The organism is Deinococcus hopiensis KR-140 (assembly GCF_900176165.1).
In the GTDB taxonomy this organism is placed as follows: domain Bacteria; phylum Deinococcota; class Deinococci; order Deinococcales; family Deinococcaceae; genus Deinococcus; species Deinococcus hopiensis.
Map to the genome: position 1 here is coordinate 145,110 of NZ_FWWU01000006.1, position 18,931 is coordinate 164,040.

At 64.8% G+C, this 18,931-nt stretch carries 14 protein-coding genes and 1 pseudogene; 9 read left to right on the forward strand and 6 right to left on the reverse strand.

The genetic code is table 11. From position 1 onward, the window contains the following. The first annotated feature begins 443 nt into the window (after nt 1–443). The 3 genes from B9A95_RS07395 (at nt 444) to B9A95_RS33390 (ending at nt 3,175) form a co-directional block, all read left to right on the forward strand. Nucleotides 444–1,016 carry a flavodoxin family protein gene (locus B9A95_RS07395; RefSeq protein WP_084046292.1) on the forward strand — a complete coding sequence of 191 codons (573 nt, stop codon included), beginning with the start codon at nt 444–446 and terminating at the stop codon, nt 1,014–1,016. Between the two features lie 236 nt (nt 1,017–1,252). Continuing rightward, on the forward strand, nt 1,253–2,053 hold the full coding sequence (locus B9A95_RS07400) for a glycoside hydrolase family 16 protein (RefSeq protein ID WP_245808175.1): 801 nt from the start codon (nt 1,253–1,255) through the stop codon (nt 2,051–2,053). A gap of 939 nt (nt 2,054–2,992) precedes the next feature. Continuing rightward, nucleotides 2,993–3,175 (forward strand): hypothetical protein, encoded by a 183-nt coding sequence (locus B9A95_RS33390; protein WP_084046295.1) that lies wholly within the window; start codon nt 2,993–2,995, stop codon nt 3,173–3,175. Between the two features lie 231 nt (nt 3,176–3,406). On the opposite strand, the gene ilvB is transcribed toward B9A95_RS33390, so the two are convergent. Next, nucleotides 3,407–5,062: a biosynthetic-type acetolactate synthase large subunit gene (ilvB, locus tag B9A95_RS07415; RefSeq protein ID WP_084046296.1), complete on the reverse strand. Its 1,656-nt coding sequence runs from the start codon at nt 5,060–5,062 to the stop codon at nt 3,407–3,409. Nucleotides 5,063–5,346: 284 nt separating this feature from the next. Here ilvB and B9A95_RS07420 point away from each other — a divergent pair, with 284 nt between their 5' ends. Next, nucleotides 5,347–5,808, forward strand: a complete 462-nt coding sequence (locus B9A95_RS07420; protein WP_212648270.1) for an FAD-dependent monooxygenase — start codon at nt 5,347–5,349, stop codon at nt 5,806–5,808. 83 nt (nt 5,809–5,891) lie between these two features. Here the strand turns inward: B9A95_RS07420 and pilM are convergent. Beyond that, nucleotides 5,892–7,065: pseudogene (pilM, locus tag B9A95_RS07425) on the reverse strand (type IV pilus assembly protein PilM). Nucleotides 7,066–7,356: 291 nt separating this feature from the next. Between pilM and B9A95_RS07430 the strand changes: the two are divergent. Beyond that, nucleotides 7,357–7,743 carry a DUF7079 family protein gene (locus tag B9A95_RS07430; protein ID WP_084046298.1) on the forward strand — a complete coding sequence of 129 codons (387 nt, stop codon included), beginning with the start codon at nt 7,357–7,359 and terminating at the stop codon, nt 7,741–7,743. Nucleotides 7,744–8,567: 824 nt separating this feature from the next. Beyond that, the gene (locus B9A95_RS31770) at nt 8,568–8,894 is read left to right on the forward strand and encodes a DUF8082 domain-containing protein (RefSeq protein WP_139806568.1); all 327 of its coding nucleotides are present in this window, start codon (nt 8,568–8,570) and stop codon (nt 8,892–8,894) included. A 536-nt stretch (nt 8,895–9,430) separates the two neighbouring features. Here B9A95_RS31770 and B9A95_RS07440 read toward each other — a convergent pair. Next, the gene (locus tag B9A95_RS07440; RefSeq protein WP_084046300.1) at nt 9,431–9,841 is read right to left on the reverse strand and encodes a helix-turn-helix domain-containing protein; all 411 of its coding nucleotides are present in this window, start codon (nt 9,839–9,841) and stop codon (nt 9,431–9,433) included. 70 nt (nt 9,842–9,911) lie between these two features. Between B9A95_RS07440 and B9A95_RS07445 the strand changes: the two genes are divergently transcribed. Next, nucleotides 9,912–11,156 (forward strand): MFS transporter, encoded by a 1,245-nt coding sequence (locus tag B9A95_RS07445; RefSeq protein ID WP_084046301.1) that lies wholly within the window; start codon nt 9,912–9,914, stop codon nt 11,154–11,156. A 352-nt stretch (nt 11,157–11,508) separates the two neighbouring features. Here B9A95_RS07445 and B9A95_RS07450 read toward each other — a convergent pair whose 3' ends face one another. Then, nucleotides 11,509–13,266: a tetratricopeptide repeat-containing diguanylate cyclase gene (locus tag B9A95_RS07450; protein ID WP_084046302.1), complete on the reverse strand. Its 1,758-nt coding sequence runs from the start codon at nt 13,264–13,266 to the stop codon at nt 11,509–11,511. A 642-nt stretch (nt 13,267–13,908) separates the two neighbouring features. Here B9A95_RS07450 and B9A95_RS07455 point away from each other — a divergent pair. Together B9A95_RS07455 and B9A95_RS35140 are read left to right on the forward strand one after the other, a co-directional pair. Beyond that, nucleotides 13,909–14,169 carry a hypothetical protein gene (locus B9A95_RS07455; protein ID WP_084046303.1) on the forward strand — a complete coding sequence of 87 codons (261 nt, stop codon included), beginning with the start codon at nt 13,909–13,911 and terminating at the stop codon, nt 14,167–14,169. 95 nt (nt 14,170–14,264) lie between these two features. After that, a complete protein-coding gene (locus B9A95_RS35140) occupies nt 14,265–14,660 on the forward strand; it encodes a hypothetical protein (RefSeq protein ID WP_245808176.1) in 396 nt (131 codons plus the stop codon). Nucleotides 14,661–15,581: 921 nt separating this feature from the next. Here B9A95_RS35140 and B9A95_RS07470 read toward each other — a convergent pair. Both B9A95_RS07470 and B9A95_RS07480 read right to left on the reverse strand, forming a co-directional pair. Then, nucleotides 15,582–15,944 carry an ArsR/SmtB family transcription factor gene (locus B9A95_RS07470; protein ID WP_084046546.1) on the reverse strand — a complete coding sequence of 121 codons (363 nt, stop codon included), beginning with the start codon at nt 15,942–15,944 and terminating at the stop codon, nt 15,582–15,584. Between the two features lie 1,577 nt (nt 15,945–17,521). Further along, entirely contained in the window at nt 17,522–18,616 is a 1,095-nt protein-coding gene (locus B9A95_RS07480; RefSeq protein WP_084046305.1) for a hypothetical protein, read from the reverse strand. Between the last annotated feature and the right edge of the window lie 315 nt (nt 18,617–18,931).

Sequence of the window (18,931 nt, forward strand, 5' to 3'; positions counted from 1 at the left end):
GGCTGGGCACAGCGGTGTACGCGGCGCAGACCATGGCCGGGAATTCTAAGGTGTCAGGCCAGTGCTCTCGCGGCGAATCTCCTCGCCCTGAGTGGACTTGCTCTGGCACGCGCGACCCAGGGCCATACGCTCCGGCGTGGGATAGCAGGGCAGACCGTCTGTGACCCTCACTCCGGGAACAAGGGCCGACCACCGGAGCGCTTCGGGGCCCTGAATCGGCGCGGAATGGCAACCTGCTGGTACAGGCGCAAGCGTGCGGCAGGAGCCCCACCCGTTTTCTTCGCGACGGAGTCCTGGTCTTCCGAGCCCGCGCCCCATCTCCCCACCGATCCAGGACTTTTACGCACCTGGGTTGAACTGGCACCATATGCGGCTGTTGCCCCTTTGCACCAGGTGAACCTAAGCCCCTGTCGCCGTTTGTGCCGCCTCATCTATCCTGCTTTATGCACCACGTTCTGTTTCTCGTCGCGAGTGCTCGCCAGGATGGGAACACCGAGCAGATCGCCCGATTGACCGCTCAAGGCCTGCCTGAAGGGACCGGCACCTCCTGGGTTCGGCTCCGCGATTACCCCCTGCCGCCGTTCGAGGACCAGCGGCACACGACGGACGTCTATCCTTGGCCCGAGGGAGCGGCCGAAACGCTCCTGGACGTGACCCTGGCCGCGTCTGACATCGCCTTTGTGGCTCCGGTCTACTGGTACAGCGTGCCGACAGACCTGAAGCGGTACCTGGACGAGTGGAGTGCCTGGTTGCGTGTGCCTGGGTTGCAGTTCAAGGAGCAGATGCAGGACAAACACTTTTGGACCATTGCCAATAGCGCTGGGAAACCTGAGCACGCCCAGCCGATGCTCGAGTCTTTGCGCTTGTGCGCCCACTACTTTGGAGCGCGGGTCATGGGGGAACTGCTTGGAAATGGGAGTAAGCCGGGGGACGCGCTGAACGACCCTGCGGTCAGCGCGGCTGCCCAGCGGTTTTTTCGAACGCATCTGCCCGCAGCGGAGGCACGGGAAGGTTGACGGCCAGCCACGTGAAGCCGCGTGCCCCACGCAACCTCCGCACACCCACGCTGGTGGAGTTGACGGAGAAGTGGAGGAAGCGTGGCAACACGTGCGGATACCGCCCTGCGTGCCCACCCGTCTCATGCCCGCGGTAACCTCAGATGAAATTCACGTAGGAGGCGCTGGTAGACATGTGCACAGAAGCAGGCAACACGACCAATGGCCTTCCGCCGGACGCGACTGGCCACAGTGATATGCCCCCTAATCCACCCGATAAGCCGGGCTACTCCCTCACGTTTCATGAGGAGTTCGATGCGCCCACGCTCAATAAAGAGCGGTGGCTGCCGTACTACCTGCCGCACTGGAGTGGCCGTGAGCGGGCCGCTTCGCGTTACTCCCTGCCCGGAAAGGGACTGCACCTCCACATCGAGCGGGACCAGCAGCCGTGGCTGCCCGAAATTGACGGACAGCTCCGTACGTCTACCCTGCAAACGGGCTGCGTTTCAGGACCTGTGGGCAGCGCCGAGGGGCAGCTGCGCTTCCACCCCGACCTCCGGGTTCGGGAGGCGCAGCCTCCGATGCGGTTGTATACGCCGCGTTTCGGCTTCTTCGAGACCCGGCTCAGGGCGGTGCCCATTCCCGGCTACATGGTGGCGCTGTGGATGATCGGTTTCGAGGAATACCCGGAGGAGTCCGGCGAAATCTGCATCTGTGAGTTGTTCGGGCAGGACTTGAGTCCAGGCAGGGCTGTGGTCAAGTCCGGCGTGCACCCGTGGAGCGACCCGTCGTTGCGCGAAGAGTTTTACGCCGACACCTTCGCGTTCGACGCGTCACGCTTTCACATCTATGCTGTGAACTGGACGCCCGCCCGTTTGGAATTTTTTGTGGATAACGTCTTGGTACGGACCATTCATCAGTCGCCGCAATACGCGCTGCAGTTCATGTTGAGCTTGTACGAATTGCCCCAGCAGCTCACGGTGGACGCAGCGCAGCAGCCCTGGCCACGCACCGCGTGCGTGGACTACGTGCGCGGCTACCAACCGATTGGCGAGTAGGCGATCGGCTCGCCACGCCCTGATGGCTACGCCGCAATCAATTGGTGGACGGCCACCGCCTGAGTGGAATTGGCCGTCCAAACAGTGTTGCCGTAAGGTCCCCAGCCAAACGGGCCCCGCAGGCCATTGCTCCAGATCAAGTGTGGCGCCGTCAAATACATCCGAAAAGGGATTGATCTCAAGGGAAACGGTAGGAGGAGCGCAATCGTGGAGGGGCGCGCGGAGGACACGTGCGGTTTTCAGGTTTCCGAAGCATCTGCTTTCTGTCTCCTGAGAGGGTGGGGGCAAAGCGGAAGAAAACGCTGCGCTCTGCCACCACCCCGGATTCAGGCTCAAGCGTGGGCGGAATTCACTCCGCCACCGTCTCCTGAAGGCGAAGGACCGGCATCACCGCAGGCTGCGCGTACCTGCAAAAAGGTGGCTGGGGGCCGCTTTGATGCTTGAAAGCTGAGGATGAACCGCCTCTTCAAGCGTGTGCACACAGAACTGCTCTAGAAGGACCCGGCAAAAACGCCTCGACCGGATGCGGCTGCGTGGGTGCGACGAACACGGTGACCAGGGCGCCCAGCAGGGCCAGGCCACCGCCTGTCAACACTCCTGGGATGCCAGCGTGATCCAGGGTTACACCGCCCAGGGGCGCCCCCAGGATCACCCCACCCTACCCTGGACCCTGCAAGTCACCGGCACGTTCCACCTTGTCCGGCACCGCATGCGCGGTTCAGTTGGACCACACGACGAGCAGGAAACTGCGCAGCACCAGCAGCGCGGCAGCCACGGCGGATACGGTTTCCGTATCCGCCGTTCCATCTCCTCCGCCCCGATGATTTCCACAGCCTCTTCGCCACCGTTTTTCCTGCTCGCTCTGCGGCGCAGCGTTGTACGGTCACTCGGGTTGGCCCGTTATTTCATCACGGACGAAGCGGAATCCTTAGGACCAGGGTGCTGAAATCCGAGCAGGCCCAGGGCACCGCCCACCGGGAATACGCCACGCCAGCCGATCAGATCTCCGAGGAAAGTGCCGAGTGGCGCCGCGACGGGGGCAATGGACACACCGGTGAAGATGATGGAGAGGGCCTGGGGAAGTCGCACATAAACGGTGAGGCCGTAATCCCTCAGGGTTGACCTGCTCGGGAGCCTGGGATCCTTCCAGGAGGGAAGCCCCAGCGGAATTTCCGAACAGCAGGTGCCGATCAAGAGGCCCGGAATCATTCGCACGCCTGCGGAACCCCAGGAGGACGAACCCTACAGCGGCAGAGTGCGAAGTCCAAGTCGTGCGGGCCATAGGGACTCACGGGCCCTACCGATTCTTGCCAGCTGCAGTCATTCCAGCAGACACCGTACACGGGCCTGCACTTACGCACCAACGCGGCGAGCGCTCACCACCCAATCGGTCAGTCGACTTCCAGCGGGAACCACCGGAATATTTTCCTCAGCGGGGACAACCGCATGGAGCAGCGACGGGCCAGGTTGTGCCAGCCACAGCTGCAAAACTTCGTGGAGCTGTTCGGCGCGGCATACCGTGAAGGCTGCAATTTGGTAAGCCAGCGCCAATTGCGCAAAGTCCGGGTTGCCCGGCGCGAGCTCCACATGGTTACGGCCGGACTCGGTAAAGAGGTCCTGGTACTGCCTGACCATGCCCAGATGGCCGTTGTCCAGCACAAGTATCTTGACGTTCAAATGGTGGGCGGTCATGGTGGAAAGTTCTTGATGGGTCATTTGAAACCCCCCATCTCCGCAAATGCAGATGACACGCTGATCCGGATTTGCGACTGCTGCGCCCATAGCCGCGGGCAGAGCATAGCCCATGGTACCCAGCCCACCAGAAGTGAGCCAGTGGCGAGGTTGAGACGGCGGACAGTGGTGTGCCGCGAGCATCTGGTGGTGGCCGACATCTGTGGCGATCAGGTCTTCTGGGTTGAGCACCGTCCTCAAGGTCTGCAGGACGTAAGTCATGCTCCAGCAGGCAGGTGGAACGTACCCAGCGAAGCCTTGAATTTGCGTCCACCACGCACCGAGTTCCAGAGGTTGTGCCAGCGCCGACAGCGCTTCAAACGCCTCTTCTGCACAGGCTTGGATGCCCAGCTCCGGTTGGAGCAAGCGGCCGAATTCCAGAGGATCGAGATCGATATGAACGATTCGTGCCTGCGGAGCAAACAGGGCCAGCTTGCCCGTTAGACGATCATCAAAGCGGACACCGATCCCGAGGATGAGGTCCGCTTGACTCAGCGTCTGATTTGCCCGGCCGCTGCCATACACGCCAGGCATCCCCACACGCTGTGGATGATCTGCAGGAAGGATGCCGATGCCCTGCAGCGTATGCACCACCGGAACGCCAGTGGTTTCCACGAAGGGCCGAACCATCGACGCGTCTTGCGCCCCTGCACCTATCAACAGCACTGGCCGGGCCGCCACCTTCAAGAGGTCCATAACTTTGCGGTAGGACTGAGGATGGGAAGTGACGCGCACCTGAGGTTCAGTATGAAAGTGAACGCCCATATGCGCCTGTTGGGTTTGCACGTCCTGGGGCAGGTCAATCAGGACGGGACCGGGCTTCCCGCTCTGGGCCAGGTGCAACGCTTCTCGCACCAAGCCGGGAATTTGACCGGCTGTACGTGCCTGAAATGCCGCCTTGGTGACCGGACGGGCGATGGAGACGATATCAAGCTCTTGAAACGCCCGTGTGCCCTGGAGGTGGGTCGGCACATTGCCCGTGATGGCCAGGAGCGGGATATGGTCGAGTAGGGCGTCGCCGAGGCCTGTGATCAGATTGGTGGCTGCGGGACCCGAAGTGGCCAGGCAGGCTCCGGTCCGTCCGCTGCTGCGGGCAAAACCTTCTGCAGCGTGCACCGCCCCTTGTTCGTGACGCGTGAGGATGTGCCGCATGCCGTAACGTTCCAGAGCATCGTAGATGGGGAGGTTCATGGCTCCGGGAATGCCGAAAAGGGTGGTGATGCCGTTTTCTCTGAGGGAGTGGAGGAGCAGCTCTGCTCCGGTCACCGGCTGTGTCATGTCTTCCTCCAAAAAAAAACTCCCCAACCGCTTTGGGTTGGGGAGAGGCAGGCTGCTGCGAATCGGCAAAGTCAGCTACGGTTCTCCCCATAACTTACAAGTACCGCTACGTTGTGCTGCAGGAGCATGCCCATTTCCCACGAAGGGTAAGCGGGAGTGATTTTAGGATGCATCGGCCAGATGGCGTACCGAGATCGCCTCTAGAGCAAAACGGGACGCAGCTGTGGCAATGGTCAAAATTCAGGACGCCTGACGCAACGCACCGCCTGAGGATGGTTGCCGCAGTGACGGCCAAACAGATTGATGCCTCCAGGGTATTTCGCATCCTCTTTGACACCTGGCCGGACACCAACCAACCGTGGCGAGCATCACCGGCCCCTCGCCTCTCAGCCGGGTCGCCAGCCTGCGCACACTGCTCCTGTGAACGCCGCAAACCCACCCTGCGCGATCTGCGCGAGGCCTTGACCGCGGCCTGTGGGACCAATTACGGCGCTCACAGCCCCACCTGGATCTCGAGGTTCAACGGCACCACGCGGCAGGCCGCGTCGTACCGCAAGGAGCGGGTGCTGCTGGCGGGTGACTCGGCGCACAGTCACGCGCCGAACGGTGGGCAGGACCTGAACCTGGGGGTACAGGACGCGGTGGGCGTGGGATGGAAGCTCGCCCAAGTGGTCCGAGGCACCTCTCCCGAGACGCTGCTGGATACCGATCATGCCGAGCGCCATCCAATTGCCGCCCGGGTGTGACGCACCAGTTGGGGCGCCCCATCCAGCGGCCCGCTCCCACCTACGCCATATCGTGTCACCCTGATCTTGACTTGGGGGAGGTGTCAGCGACTCGAGATCCCCCGCAGGGCCAGGCCCAGAGGTACGGTAAATTCCGGCGCGTTGGACTGCAGGTACCCGGTGTCCACGTTGGCCCCCTCGGTTTGCACCGTCAGCCAGGGGCTGCCCACCTCTACCCGGAAGCCAAGCTGGTTGCTGATGGCCGGGGCCAGGCCGCGCAGTTTCGCGCCGCCGCCCGCGATGTAGGTCCGGTCGATCACCACGTCGCCGCTCTGGACCCGGTAGAAGTCCAGCGAGCGGCGAACCTCGGTGACCAGATCGCCCAGCACCGGGCGAATCACCTCGAACACGCGCGCGGGGCTGTACTGCTCGCGCGTCTGGCTGAGGTTCACCTGCCCGTGGTCCGTGGTGCCGGCGTCGCTGGGTGTGGTGGCGGTGGCGTAGTTGAGCTTGACTTCCTCGGCGGCGCTGAAATCCAGGTCAAAGGCCTTTTGCAGCGCTGTGGTGAAGTCGTCGGCCGCGACGCTGATGTTGCGGATCATCAGGATGCGGTCGCCACGAACGAGGCTGATCACGCTGCTGCTCGCCCCCATCTCCAGCACCAGCGCGATCTCGTTGGCCTCGGTGTAGTTGTTGCCGATCAGGGTCTGCTTGGTGAGGTGCTTGCCCAGCAGGTTGCCGCGCAGGGCCCGCAACGCGGAAAAGCTCTTGAGGTCCACGACGGTGGGCTCGAGGCCTGCCAGCCGCAACACCTCGACCTGCCGCGATCGCCGCCTCGCTGGGCGAGGCGGCGATCACGGCTTCCATCTGCCCGTCTTCAGGGATGGTGCTGGGATCGTCCTGCAGGTCGAAGTCCAGGTTCACCTCATCGATGGGATAGGGCAGGTACCGTTCGGCCTCCCACTTGATGGCTTCCTGCAGGTCCTTGCGGTCCATGCGCGGCACCATGATGTTGCGCGTCACGGCCGACTGGTTGGGCACCGCCGTCACCGCGTAGCGGGCGGTGATGCCGTGCTGCGCCAGCAGGCCGCGCAGCTCGTTGGCCACAGCCTGCGGCCCGGTCACCAGCCCGTCGCGCATACTCCCGATGGGCGTCGGGGCCATCACCGCGTGCTGGAGAATCGGCGGCGCACCGGGGCGCAGCGCCACCACCTTGATGGTGCTGGTGCCGATCTCCACGCCGATGGCACTCGGCCGTGAGTTAAAGAGGCGTTGCATTCTCCCTCCAGCGTCCTGAACCAGGCGCACTGCACCGCGCATCACGGCGGCCCAGCGAGCGCCGCGGCGTTTCCCACACCCCACATCTGATTCTGAGGTCTCACGAGGATTCCGGTTGGTCAGTGATGAAATCACAGGCCGATCCAAGGGGAGCGAGCAGGAAAAACGGTGACACAGAGGCCTGGAATCGCTGGAACAGACCAGCAACGCTGCGCCGCAGGGGGATGGAACGGAGAACCCCCAAACCATATCTACCGGCCACGGCGGGTTTTCCTGTGGCAGGATGGAGTCATGGTCTTGCCGGCGGGGAGGAAGGCCCTGGACGTTCAAGGACGGCGCCGACGGCAGCCGGTGTGGACGGCCCTGTCCGAACTGTTTCTGGACACGGAGCTGACCGAAGCGGACTTGCGGCGTATCGCGCGGGTGCTGGACGCCTCGGGGTACCCGGACACAACGCTCCGGAAGATTTTGCACCGCGAACTGGCCCCGTTTTTATTGGGGAACCTCTTCACCGTGGCGGGCGTGTGGAACGGCTTCGACGAGGCGTGGGTGTGTGAGCAGGCCGAACGGTACGCGCGCCGTCCCCCCACTGGAGGAGCGCTCAGGGCCTGGCTCTCCGCACGGACGCTGGGCGCTGCCTGGCGGGGACTCCAAGGCTGGCGCGCCTCCCAGTGTTGAGGGCCGGGTCCCCGAAGTCGCTCCGTCAGCCCAATGGAATCAGGACCAGGCTGGTGACGCGCAGGGCGGCCAGCAGGTCGAGGTCGCTGGATTTGGCATGCGCCCTGAGCAGGTGTCAAAGTACAGACTTCTTTTTGACCGTGCCCGGCGAGCGACCTGGAATGTGCCTGGGGGAGAATGGGGCGCCCTGAAGGGTGCCCTTCTACGCGCGGCGCCATTCGGACCAATGCGCGAAAGGCCGAACACCAGCGGTGGGACGCGGCAACCGGTTTCGAGCTCCACTCCGCTTCCTGTTCATCAGCGGCAGTCCGCCACCGTTGGGCCTTCAGCAGCGATGTGGAAGGATTACCTCAACAAAATGCATATTTCTCCAAGAGAGACACCGCGAATCCCATAGTTTAGACAAACTGTTCGACTTTTTTACAACAATTTGCATTAATATCATCCTCAGTCCAGGAGGCTGATGGTTGGAGAGGGGGAACGCTCCAGCCGAACCTTGCTCAACCCGCAGGAGAGGCCATGACCAAAACATCAACGCGGCAACTGTCAGGACTGGGTGTCCAGGGGGCTGCCCCTCCTTCCCGTCCAGTCTCCTTGCGTTCCCCCCGCTTGCCTTCCCCCCACGAAGACAACCGTGGATCTGCTCTCAGGGAAACCCAGTGACCCGCCCCTCAACCCAGGGAGCAGCGTCCGTGCGGATGGCCCGGCGCCCCTCTCCAGACGAGAGGGGTGCCCCGCCCCTGGGTGCACTACCGCCAGTCTGGCCGTCCGGACTCACCGATCAGTCGCCCTTACCGTTTTCGCTGTGGCGCGTCCTGCATCAAGTGGATGGAGTACGAACGGCCGAGGAGATCGCCCGCCTTGCGGGCGTCACGGCGGCCGACGTTACCGCTGCCGTCGCTCAGGCGACCGTATGGGTACGGCGCAGTCAGGCGCAGGTCCAGAGCCTGACACCAGAGCAGACCCAGGTCGTTCTCAATGGCCTGACTCAAGTGCTCGGGCCAATGGCTGAATTCGCGATAGAGGACGCCCTGGAAGAGCTCGGAGAGCAGATCCCGCTGGGCACATTCCTCTCTCGACTGGCGTCGCCACTGACCGAAATCCAGCGGCAGACGTTCGCGCAACTGCTGCGTGCGCGTCATCTCCTCTGAACTCGCCGGGGCGAACGGGACTTCGCAGCCCCCACCCCGTTCCCAGCCGCTTCCCACCGGCGCTCCGGCAGTGTCCTCTGCGGCCGACGGACCCTCCTGCGCTTGCGGCCAGAACGAGGACGTGAACCGCTCCAGATTGTCTCCCCACCTTCCCCCTCGGCCGCCTGGAATTCCCGGTTCGCCCAGACCTCTTGGCTGGCCTGCACCAAGGGGAGACGGTCTTCCGCTCTGAGGCGCAGGGGAGCGCTCGCCACGCCCTGGCAGCAGGCGGTGCGGCCACCACGAAGGGCGGCGACGGCCTGCGGTTCATCCGGAGTTGCGGTGTGCTGTCCAGCCTTGCCGGCAGGCCGCGAGAAAGGCCGGGGGTGAATGGCGTCGTTCGGCAGGCGCCACCCCCACGGTCAGCGCTCGCCGTGGCAGCGGGAGCGGCCCCGGGCCCCGGGCCTCAGAGCGGAAGGGCGCCGTTGAAACGGCCGGCTTCACCGCTCCTGTCAGCCCGTTTCTCCGCCTCACCGTGGCTCCTGGACCGGCGAGACCTACTTCCCGGTTCCCCTGCCGCGCTTGCCAGCGGCCTCAACGAGCCGCCTGAAGGTAGGGCATTCCAGATGTGACGGGGCTGGACAGTCAGCAACGTGGCGGAGCGTGTCGCGCAGAACGGTCAACCCGTGGATCTGCTGGTCAATCGCGTTGGCCTTTCGGTGGAGCGCGGCGCGGGGCAAGGCCGGCACGCCGGAGCTGCCCAGCATCCCAGCAATCTCGCAAAGCGAAAATCCTGCCAGTTTCCCCAGCGAAATCAACTTGAGCTGCAACAGGACCTCCGGCGAAAACTGTCGGCGCAGCCCATGCCGGGAGACGGAGGAGATCAGGCCAACCTCCTCGTAATGGCGCAGTGCGGACGGTTTCAGACCACTCTTGGCGGCGACTTCTCCGATATCCAGGAATTCCATAGCTTGACCTCAAGTCGACTTGAAGTCCTAGCTTACCCTCCATGGAATTCACAGGGAAGAGGGAAAGCCGATGAAACAGGCGCAATCACCCGTACCGGGCGGACGACAACCGGGAATCACCACCGCACTGGCGCTGTCGATGCTCCTGGCATCCCTCGGCACCAGTATTGCCAACATTGCCCTGCCAACCTTAGGCGAGGCTTTTTCTGCACCGTTCTCCGAGGTGCAGGGGGTCGTCGTCGCCTACCTCGCCGCCCTCACGGTGTCGTCCCTCATCGCCGGGCGGCTGGGCGACAGCCACGGCCTGAAACCGATGCTACTCGTGGGCCTCTGCCTGTTCGCTGGGGCGTCACTGCTGTGCAGCGCCGCGCCCAACCTGCGCTGGCTCGTGGGTTTCAGAGCGCTTCAAGGCGTCGGTGCAGCCTTCCTCATGACGCTCCCGGTGGCGCTGACGCGCCAGGTGGCAAGCGGGGGCCATGTGGGGCGGGCCATGGGTCTGCTCGGTACGGTTTCAGCGCTTGGCACGGCGCTCGGCCCTCCACTTGGGGGGGCGTTGGTTCTGGCCACGGGGTGGCGCGGCGTCTTTTGGGTCCTGTGCCCGCTGGCGGTTATCACCCTGGGGCTCACCTTCACCGCGCTGCCAAACCATACCAAGGCGCCAAAGTCCTCCGCGGCGAGCTTCTGGGCTGTACTGAACCGGGGCCTCGCGTCCAACCTGCTTGTCAATCTGCTGGTCGCCGCCGTCATGATGGCAACGCTGGTGGTCAGCCCGTTCTTCCTCCGTTTTGGTCTGGGTTTGAAGGAAACGGCCGTGGGATCCATCATGGCGATCGGTCCTGTGATCTCCAGCGTCAGCGGCGTTCCCTCCGGGCGGCTCGTCGATGCCTACGGAAGCAGGCGGGTGCTCGCAGCTGGGCTTGTGTTGCTGGCCAGCGGATCGTTCCTCCTGGCGCTTCTGCCAAATCTGATCGGCGTTGCTGGCTATGCGCTGTCCATCACCGTCTTGACACTGGGCTATCAGCTCTTCCAGGCGGCCAACAACACAGCGGCGCTGGCGGCCATTCCCAAGGACCGACGCGGCACCATCTCGGGACTGCTCAGCCTGTCGCGCAATACCGGACTGCTTGCGGGGGCGTCCGCTCTGGGCGCCGTCTTCGCTCTGGGCGTCGGAACAGGAGATTTCGCGCATGCGGGTTCCACGGGCATCGGGGCTGGCATGCGGCTGACCTTCCTGCTCACCGGAGGCCTGATGGCCGTCGCCACCGTGATCGCGCTGGGCTCCGTGTCCAGACGGAAGCCAGGGGAGTACCCCTGACCCCGGGTGTCACAAGGATTCCGGTTCATCCGCTCCGTCTCCTCCGCTCCGGTGCTTCCTCGCCGCCATGTCACCGTTTTTCCTGCCCCCATTGCGGCGCAGCGTTGCGCGTCCGCTCGGACTGGCCCGTGACTGCATCGCCAACCTGAAACTGTGTCACGCCCCAGCTGCGCAGCGGAGGCGTGAACACCGTTCCTGCTTTCGTGACGTTGCGCGCGCCGAATGGTCCCGCCAGCGGCGCCCGCTTTCCCTCATGGGGTGGGGCGCAGTCGCCGTGCTGGCGCAGCAGCTCCTCGCGCTTCCGGACCTGCCGTGCGGCGCGTCGGTCTTCCCCGTGGTCTTGGGCGACCGGCTACACCACTTGATTGCGTCCCTGATGTTTCGCTCGGTACAGCCGGCGGTCCCCCAGGACCATCAACTGACGCTCATCGCGGCCATCCTCACTGTGGGCCACGCCCACACTCACGGTCACCGCCTCACCCTCTGTCAGGATTGGCCACGCCTCCTGCGCCACCGCTGCGCGCATGCGTTCTGCCGTCGTGCGTGCCGCGGCGGCCAGGGTCCCCTTGAGGAGGACCGCGAACTCTTCCCCACCGATGCGGGCCACCACATCCTTCACTCGCGTGTGCTGCTGCAGAATCTGCCCGAGTCGCCGCAACACCTGGTCCCCCGCCGGATGACCGTATTTGTCGTTGATCCGCTTGAAGTGATCGACGTCGACCAGCATCACCGCGACCGCCTGGTCGCCCGTCAAGCTTTCAGCCAGTTGCGAGAGGAACTGCCGGCGGTTGGCGAGACCGGTGAGCGGGTCTTCGTTGGCCAACCGGGACAGTTGCGCGGCCTGTTCCTGCATCCGTGCGTGCGCTTCCCGCAATTCCCGGTTCACCCGGCGCTGCGCCTCTGACTGCTCACGTTCACGGTCGAGGTCCTGCTGCAGCACCAGGAGCTGCGCGTGACGGCGAGACTCTTCCAATTGCACCTTCATGGCAAGTTCGTGGTACTGCTGAAAATGCTGCAGGGCTGCGCGGTATTCCTGCCGCTGTGCCAACACCCCGCTGAGTTCCTGATGGGCCAATTTGCACGGTCCCAGCAGCGCCGCTTCCTGCGCCACGCGCAGCGCGTCTCTCAAGTACACTTGCGCCTTTTCCAACTGGCCCAGATGCCGCAAGGCGCGGCCCAGTGTGGAGAGCGTCACGGAGGTCAGCAAGGGGTCCTCACCTTTCCGCGACGCCGCCACCGCTTGCTGAAGGTGCGCGTACCCCTCGTCCACGTGACCCTGCATGACGAGGTGCTCGCCCAGTGTGCACCGAATGTACGCTTCCCACCGGGTGTACCCGCCTGCCACGGCGCGCGTCAGGCCTTCTTGCAGCAGCGCTGTGCCGGCCGCGTGTTCCCCAAGTTGCAACAGCGTGCGGCCCAGGTTCTCACGTACCAGAATGCTGGAGAAGTGCAGCGCGTGGGTGTGCACCAGGGTGAGTGCCCGTTCCAGGAAGGTGCGGGCGTCATCCGGGGTTCCGAAATCGTTGAAGCTCGCGCCCACGTCGCACAGCAAGACGGTTTTCAGAGAGGGAGACTGCACCGCCTCCAGGTGCCGGAGCACCTCTTCCTGATGCACGAGCGCCCGGGCATGGTCTCCTACCAGCAGGTGCGCAATGCCAATCAGACTGTGGGCGTGGACGATGTGCTCCGTGACGGCCGCCGCCTGCGCCAGTTTCAGGGCCTGGTGGCCGCAGCGCAGGGTGGTCGGAGCGTCACTTTGCCCGACAGCGAGACGACCGGACAGACACTGCGCGTGGGCCTGCAGCCCCGCGTCACCGGCGATTTTTGCCTGCTTTGCCGCCGCGTCAATCTGCACCCGCGCTTCCGAGGGACGCTGCTCTACCAGTCCCCACGCATACGCAAGTCGGACGCGCGCCTCCAGGGCAGGACGACCGTGGGCCTGCGCCTGAAGAATGGCTGCGCACGCCTCTAGAGGACCTGCGGGATCTTCCACTGCGCACAGTTGCTCCACCTGTATGACCGCGGCCCGCAATGCTGGAAGGCCGGAAGTGCCGGGAAGCCCAGTTAATCCAGCATGGTTCGCCGTCTCTTCCCGTTTTGGCGTGGACATGAATGTCTCCCCAGACGATTTTACCGAAACCAGAAACACCTGAAGCGTCGCATAACACTGTTTCCTGGGCCCAGGGTGCGGGCGCCAGGACCCGTCCGGTCTTCCCCGGAGAACGCCGGGGGGAGACCGGACAGCTGCACTTTCCAGCGCTGCTCTTCCCGACTCAGGGTCAAGTGCCCGCACAGGGCCGGCAGGGCTTGCCCGAGGAGGGAGCGCACAGTTGCGTCCAGGAGGTGCGCCGAACGCCAGTTCACGCTTCACACGGCAGTTTCCCCAATTTCCCGCACCACGGCCTGGCCCGGATCAAACACCGTCCGCCACGCCCCTGCCCAGGCGCGCACCTGCTTCGGCTTCCTGCGCGGAGACCGAACACGGCCGCCAGGACGCTCTCCCCGTGGTACAGGGGGCGCAACAGCGGGACCAGATGCAAATCCCCGTGGCCGGCGTTACGCCCCCCACTCAAGCGCTGCCACTTGCGCCCACCGCTCCCTTTTCACGCCCAGCCTCAGGCCGCGTCGCGGCGGGGGTAGGACCAAAGTCGGGGGTGGTCTGGGACGATGGTCCGGTGAGGCCACCCGGTCTCCGGTCCGTGTCGGCGTGAGGGGGGTCTTGCCTACAGTGAAGGCACCCAAGGAGGTCCCCATGAAGCGCAACACCGTTCCTTACATCATCGCCTTGTCCAGCCTGCTCACCCTGACGCCCGCCCTGGCCCGCGAAACGGGCCCCGGACACCACGGTGGGCACGCGCAACACGCTGCCCACGACCCGTCCTCTTCTGCCCCGCGGGAAGCCGAGCCCCGTGATGACCGGGGCACCCACGGGGAAGCGGGAGATGACCGTGGGCGGGGCGGGCAGCAGGAACCCGGCGATGACCACGGCCACCATGTCGCCGGACACCGTTGACCGCATGGTTTGGGCGCGTCCAACAGACGGCCCATGACGGTGACAAAGGAGTACGCAGGGGCTGGGAATACGCCCCACACACCGGGGAGGAACGCATGAAGGCAGGACTTGGCGCAGGACTATTGGGAATGGGACTTCTGGCAGGTATGGTCGGCGCACAGGCAAACAGCACTTCCGCCCAGAGTGGCGCGGCGCAGGTGCAGACCGTTCAGGTCAAGCTCAAGGAATGGACGCTGGGAATGCAGACGGTCAACATCAAGGGGACGGCGGCGCGCTTCGAGGTCGAGAACGACGGCCAGTATCCGCACGCTTTTAAACTGGAAGGCAAGTTGGGCAACCAGAACTTCGAGATTGCCACGCCTGTGCTGCGTGCGGGCGAAAAAAGCGTCCTCCTCGTGAAGCTCCCCGCTGGGACGTATGAGGCTGACTGCCCCGTGGGAGACCACGAGGAACGCGGCATGAAAAACACCGTCGTCTTCGGCAAAAAGTAAGGAGAGCGCAGAGAGACCCGGCCTGAGCGGTCGGGTCTCTCGCTTGTTCGTTCCAGGGAACGGGGAACTTCCCTTCCGGCGTGACGGCAAACCACGTCGTCGCCGGATTGAGGCCGACGCTGCTCCCTGTTGCCGGGAGTGGGAGCAGCGGAGCTTTGCAGGTGGAGGCGGCGAACCACTGACCGCAGTCGTGGGCGATCTGCTGGTTCTTGGTTTTGCCTTCCAGCAGGCGGCGCAGCTTGATTCTGACGTTCCCGATTTTCGGGATGCTGATACGCCGCCCCTCATCCACTGGCCTGCCGCAGGCTGCCCAGCCGCTCCTCCCGTTGTCGCGGCACTGCTTGAACCTGACCGAAGCCCAGCGCTGGGCAGGCTTGAAGCGGGGGAATCCGGCCCGCTTCGCCCCCTTCTTCACACGGCCAGGAAACGCAGGGATTGCGGTTTCTCTGTGAGGAGGTCACCCATTAAGCCGAGCGGACGTACAACGCTGCGCAGCAGAGGGACGGAACGGATGGTCCCCAAACCGTCCTGGCGCATTTGTCGGAATGGGGCGCTGCGCGTAAAAGGGCACCTCCCTCACGGCGCCCCATTCTCCCCCTTCGCGCGGAGGTTCGCGCGCCGGGCCCGGTCAAAAAGAAGTCCTCTTTTGGTCAAACGCTCTATACGCCTTGCCTGTGCAGCAGGACCTGGGGTGACGACCCCTTCAGCTGGTAGAGTTCCGCCTGGCTCTGCCCCGAACGCACTTCTCGCTGGCGGCTCTGGCTCCCGGAACACTCCGGCGGCAGTCCTGATGGCAGTGGGGTCAGACCACTCCAGGGGGTGCCCGGCTGTTTGCAGTACGGCGGAGCCGCCGGCTGCTTCCAGCGTCCGAGGCCGAAGCGTTCCAGCGCGAGCAGGGCGGCAACGCGGCTCCACAAGACGCTACTCGCTGGCATGGTCCAGGGCACTCTCGATCAGGGCGGTCACGTGGTGGTCCAGCAGGCGGTAGTACGCGATGCGGCCCTCCTTGCGGAAGGTGACCACCCGGTGCGCCCGCAACACGCGGAGCTGGTGGCTCACGGCACTCTCGCTGAGCCCCACCACGGCAGCCAGGTCACACACGCACAGCTCACCCAGGTGAAGCGCGCTGAGCAGTTTCAGGCGGCTCGGATCGGCCACCACCTTGAGCAGCTCGCTGGCCCGGCCCACGCAGTCGGGCTCGGGCAGGGCTGCCCGGGCCCGCTCCACCGCTTCCGGGTGAACGCAGGTCACTTCACAGGTGTCGTCTTGAGAAGTGATTCTCACGGCGCGAGTGTAGCGCGCGGCTCCCCGCACCCCTGGTGCCGCGCCTTGCTTTTGCCGCCCCTGGAGGGTGGGCACGCGAGCTCCTCAGGGGCCACGGTTCGTCCTGCTGACCCCAGCGGCCGTGGAGCCGTTGCGTTGTCTGGTGCACAAGCGGTACCCGCAAAGTTCCAACAGAAGCGGGGATGCATTTCACTCCCTGTGGCCTCGGTCTGCCGGACTGCCCAGCGTTTCCCGAAGGGGGCTTAACCGGGTGCGGGAACAGGCGCAGGCAGAGGTCTCCACGGCCTCCTTTGGACATGTGTACTGTCCTACTGTGGGGCGAATATGGACGGTGGCGCGTCAGGAGCGGCAACGGCCCGCTACTGCACGCTCTGCTGCACCTGGCGCATGTGTCAAAGTGCCGACTGCTTTTTGACCGGGCCCGGCGCGTGAACTGCAGTGCGAATGGCGCCGTGAGGGGTGGGGTGCCCTTTTACGCGGGGCGCAATGCCGACAAATGCGCGAGACCGCCCGAGTCATGGCACGCCGCGCCTGGAAAAACGCGGCATGGAGTTGGATACGTTGGGTTCGACCAGTCAGGGCCAGAGCAAGATGGCCAGCCTTGGAAACCCACAGCGCGCTTGCGACAACGGGTTGCGCTTCGGCGAAAGTTCTTCAAGGAGTTCAACAGGCGCTCCACCTTGTTGCGCTCCCTATACACAGCCGCACCGAAGCAGATGTTCGGCCCCTGATCCTTGCGTCCGGGAATCGACATACGCGTCCCACAAGCAGGTGAGTGCTTCCGGACGACCGTGTGGCCGTAGCCCTTACCGGCGAACCGGCGGCCGGAACAAATTCTCGGGCGTCCCCGTCCTGCCCGCCTACCTGCTCCTGTCACCAGCAAGGGTTGCCGCTGTTTTGACTCGTGGCGTTGCCCGCCACTCAGGACGAACGCCACCGGCTTTCCTTGCCCTTCAGCACGAAGGTAAATCTCGGTACTGAAGCCGCCCCGCGGTTGTCCATTTGCCCAACCGTTCAGGAACATCGCGCCATGGCGTACCCGTTCGGAGAACCCACACGGGGCCCCGGACGATCGGGGTTCAAGGTACGGACGTTCCGAGCCGGGGAGGGGTGGAAACAGGGATTCCAGACGCTCCCTCTGCGCATCCGAGATTTCTCCGCGCCGCAGCACGAAAGGCTACTCACCGTCAAAACGCGGCACCTCTCCTTGTCAAGACGCCCGCCCATCATCCCTTCTGCTGCGCAGCGTTGCAGCTCCGCTCGGGTTGGCCTGTTACCTCCTCACGGCTCAACCGGAATCCTGATCACACCTCCCCGGCAGCGCCCAACTTGAAGGAGTGGGCCTCAGACCCCGGTAACCCCACCGTCCCTGGCGTTGAGCTTGAGGACGTCGGCGGCGGGAAACACATCCAGCCAGCCGGCTCTCCACTCCTGGGTGGGGCCGAACAGCAGGGCGAGCAGGACAGCCCGGGTCTGGCAAGGGCTTCACGACGACGCCCTGACCCATCGCGGTTTCCCACTTTGCTCGGGCCCCACGCGTTGCCGGGGTACCCCAGCAGCGCGTGGGGCCACCGCTGTCAGGGGACCCTCGGCAGACTGAGGTCGAAGTCGGCCATCACCCCGTACTGCGGCTCGCGGCGGAAGGTGATGACGCCGCTGGACGCCCAATCGTCCTTCTGCGGCGACTTTACCAGCATGTCCACCGCAGGCCCGGACCTGGGGACGTAGCGCGCCATTACCCGGTACTTGCCGAGGGGCACGTCCGGGATCGTGTTGCCGTCCACCCGGCGCCTGAGGACCTGCCCCACGCCGCCGCCGATGAGCGGGCCGACGGGCGTGAGGGTGACCTCCACGTCCTTGTTCTCGAAGTGGCCGCCGCGACTGCTCGGGTACACCCAGACGGTGCCGCCCCAGTATCCGTTCCCCCGCCTCCCCGAGATCAGCAGCGTGAAATTGCGGACAGCGCCCTTATCGGTGGCGAAGGCCGCGCCATTGTCCACGTCGAGGTCAAGTTCGTACGTCTCGCCGTCATACACGGTCTTGAAGCGGGCGCCCGCGCGCCACGTGCCGAGTCGGTCTCGGGGCAGCGCGATGACGAAGCGGCCCTGCGCGTCCGTCTTCCCGAGCGCATTCATGTTGTAGTGCAGCGTGTTGTCCGCCCAGACCTCCACGCCGGGAATGGGTTGCCCGGCGGGGTTCTTCACCGTGCCCTTGAGGACATAGGGCGTCGGGGTGCTGAAGTTGGCGGTTGCGGCAGGGGTACCCGCCGGGGCTGCTCCGCCCGCCCGCCTCATCGCAACCGTGCCGGGCCCGTTCAGGTCGTAGGCCCCCTGCAAGGCGCCGTTCTTAACCATGCCGACCACCTTCACCGTGCCGTTGCGGTGCTGGTATGAGAAGCTGAGGCGATTGGCGCTGGCCTTCCACTCCCCCTGGACCCGGTACGTCTTGCCGAGGGACATGACGGTCCCCGTCACCTGCGAGCCCTGCAGCTTGAACTGGGCGGTGAAGTCGATCACGTCGTCGAACTTCCCGGTCCACGTGCCGCTGACGGTGTCGGCAGTGGCTGCGGTCCTGGGGGGAGCGCCCGCCGTGCTCTGCGCCGCGAGACTGGGCCCCCCGCACAGCACGAGCAGGGCGGTGAGAACGCCGGTTGCCCTCGTCTTCTTGTTCATGGTGTTCCTCCCAGGGCGCCGCGCTGGACGCGTGGGCAAACTGTAGAAATCAGGCGATGGCTGGGGGATGACACCTCGGTGCCCGTGGGGAGCAGAGCGGCGGCGCCCGGTGGGTGAGCGCCCCTGGCGCGAGGTCACGGAACGCGAATGGACTGCACGAAGCGGTCAAGCCGGGTACGTCAGGCGGTGCAGGTGCCGCCTTGTGCGCGTTACACACCCCTTCCAGCCGGCGTCCGCCCGCGTCTGGTCCCCCGAATACAGCGCGCCTTCAAACCTCTTCAGCTCCGGAGGCGTGACGCCTTGGGGCAGTTCACG

What these genes read in the sequence shown, in the direction of transcription:
- B9A95_RS07445 (WP_084046301.1), top strand. Translation starts at nt 9,912, where the DNA reads ATGAAACAGGCGCAATCACCCGTACCGGGCGGACGACAACCGGGAATC.
- B9A95_RS07450 (WP_084046302.1), bottom strand. Translation starts at nt 13,266, where the DNA reads ATGTCCACGCCAAAACGGGAAGAGACGGCGAACCATGCTGGATTAACT.
- B9A95_RS07400 (WP_245808175.1), top strand. Translation starts at nt 1,253, where the DNA reads ATGCCCCCTAATCCACCCGATAAGCCGGGCTACTCCCTCACGTTTCAT.
- ilvB (WP_084046296.1), bottom strand. Translation starts at nt 5,062, where the DNA reads ATGACACAGCCGGTGACCGGAGCAGAGCTGCTCCTCCACTCCCTCAGA.
- B9A95_RS07440 (WP_084046300.1), bottom strand. Translation starts at nt 9,841, where the DNA reads ATGGAATTCCTGGATATCGGAGAAGTCGCCGCCAAGAGTGGTCTGAAA.
- B9A95_RS07395 (WP_084046292.1), top strand. Translation starts at nt 444, where the DNA reads ATGCACCACGTTCTGTTTCTCGTCGCGAGTGCTCGCCAGGATGGGAAC.
- B9A95_RS07455 (WP_084046303.1), top strand. Translation starts at nt 13,909, where the DNA reads ATGAAGCGCAACACCGTTCCTTACATCATCGCCTTGTCCAGCCTGCTC.
- B9A95_RS07480 (WP_084046305.1), bottom strand. Translation starts at nt 18,616, where the DNA reads ATGAACAAGAAGACGAGGGCAACCGGCGTTCTCACCGCCCTGCTCGTG.
- B9A95_RS07430 (WP_084046298.1), top strand. Translation starts at nt 7,357, where the DNA reads ATGGTCTTGCCGGCGGGGAGGAAGGCCCTGGACGTTCAAGGACGGCGC.
- B9A95_RS35140 (WP_245808176.1), top strand. Translation starts at nt 14,265, where the DNA reads ATGAAGGCAGGACTTGGCGCAGGACTATTGGGAATGGGACTTCTGGCA.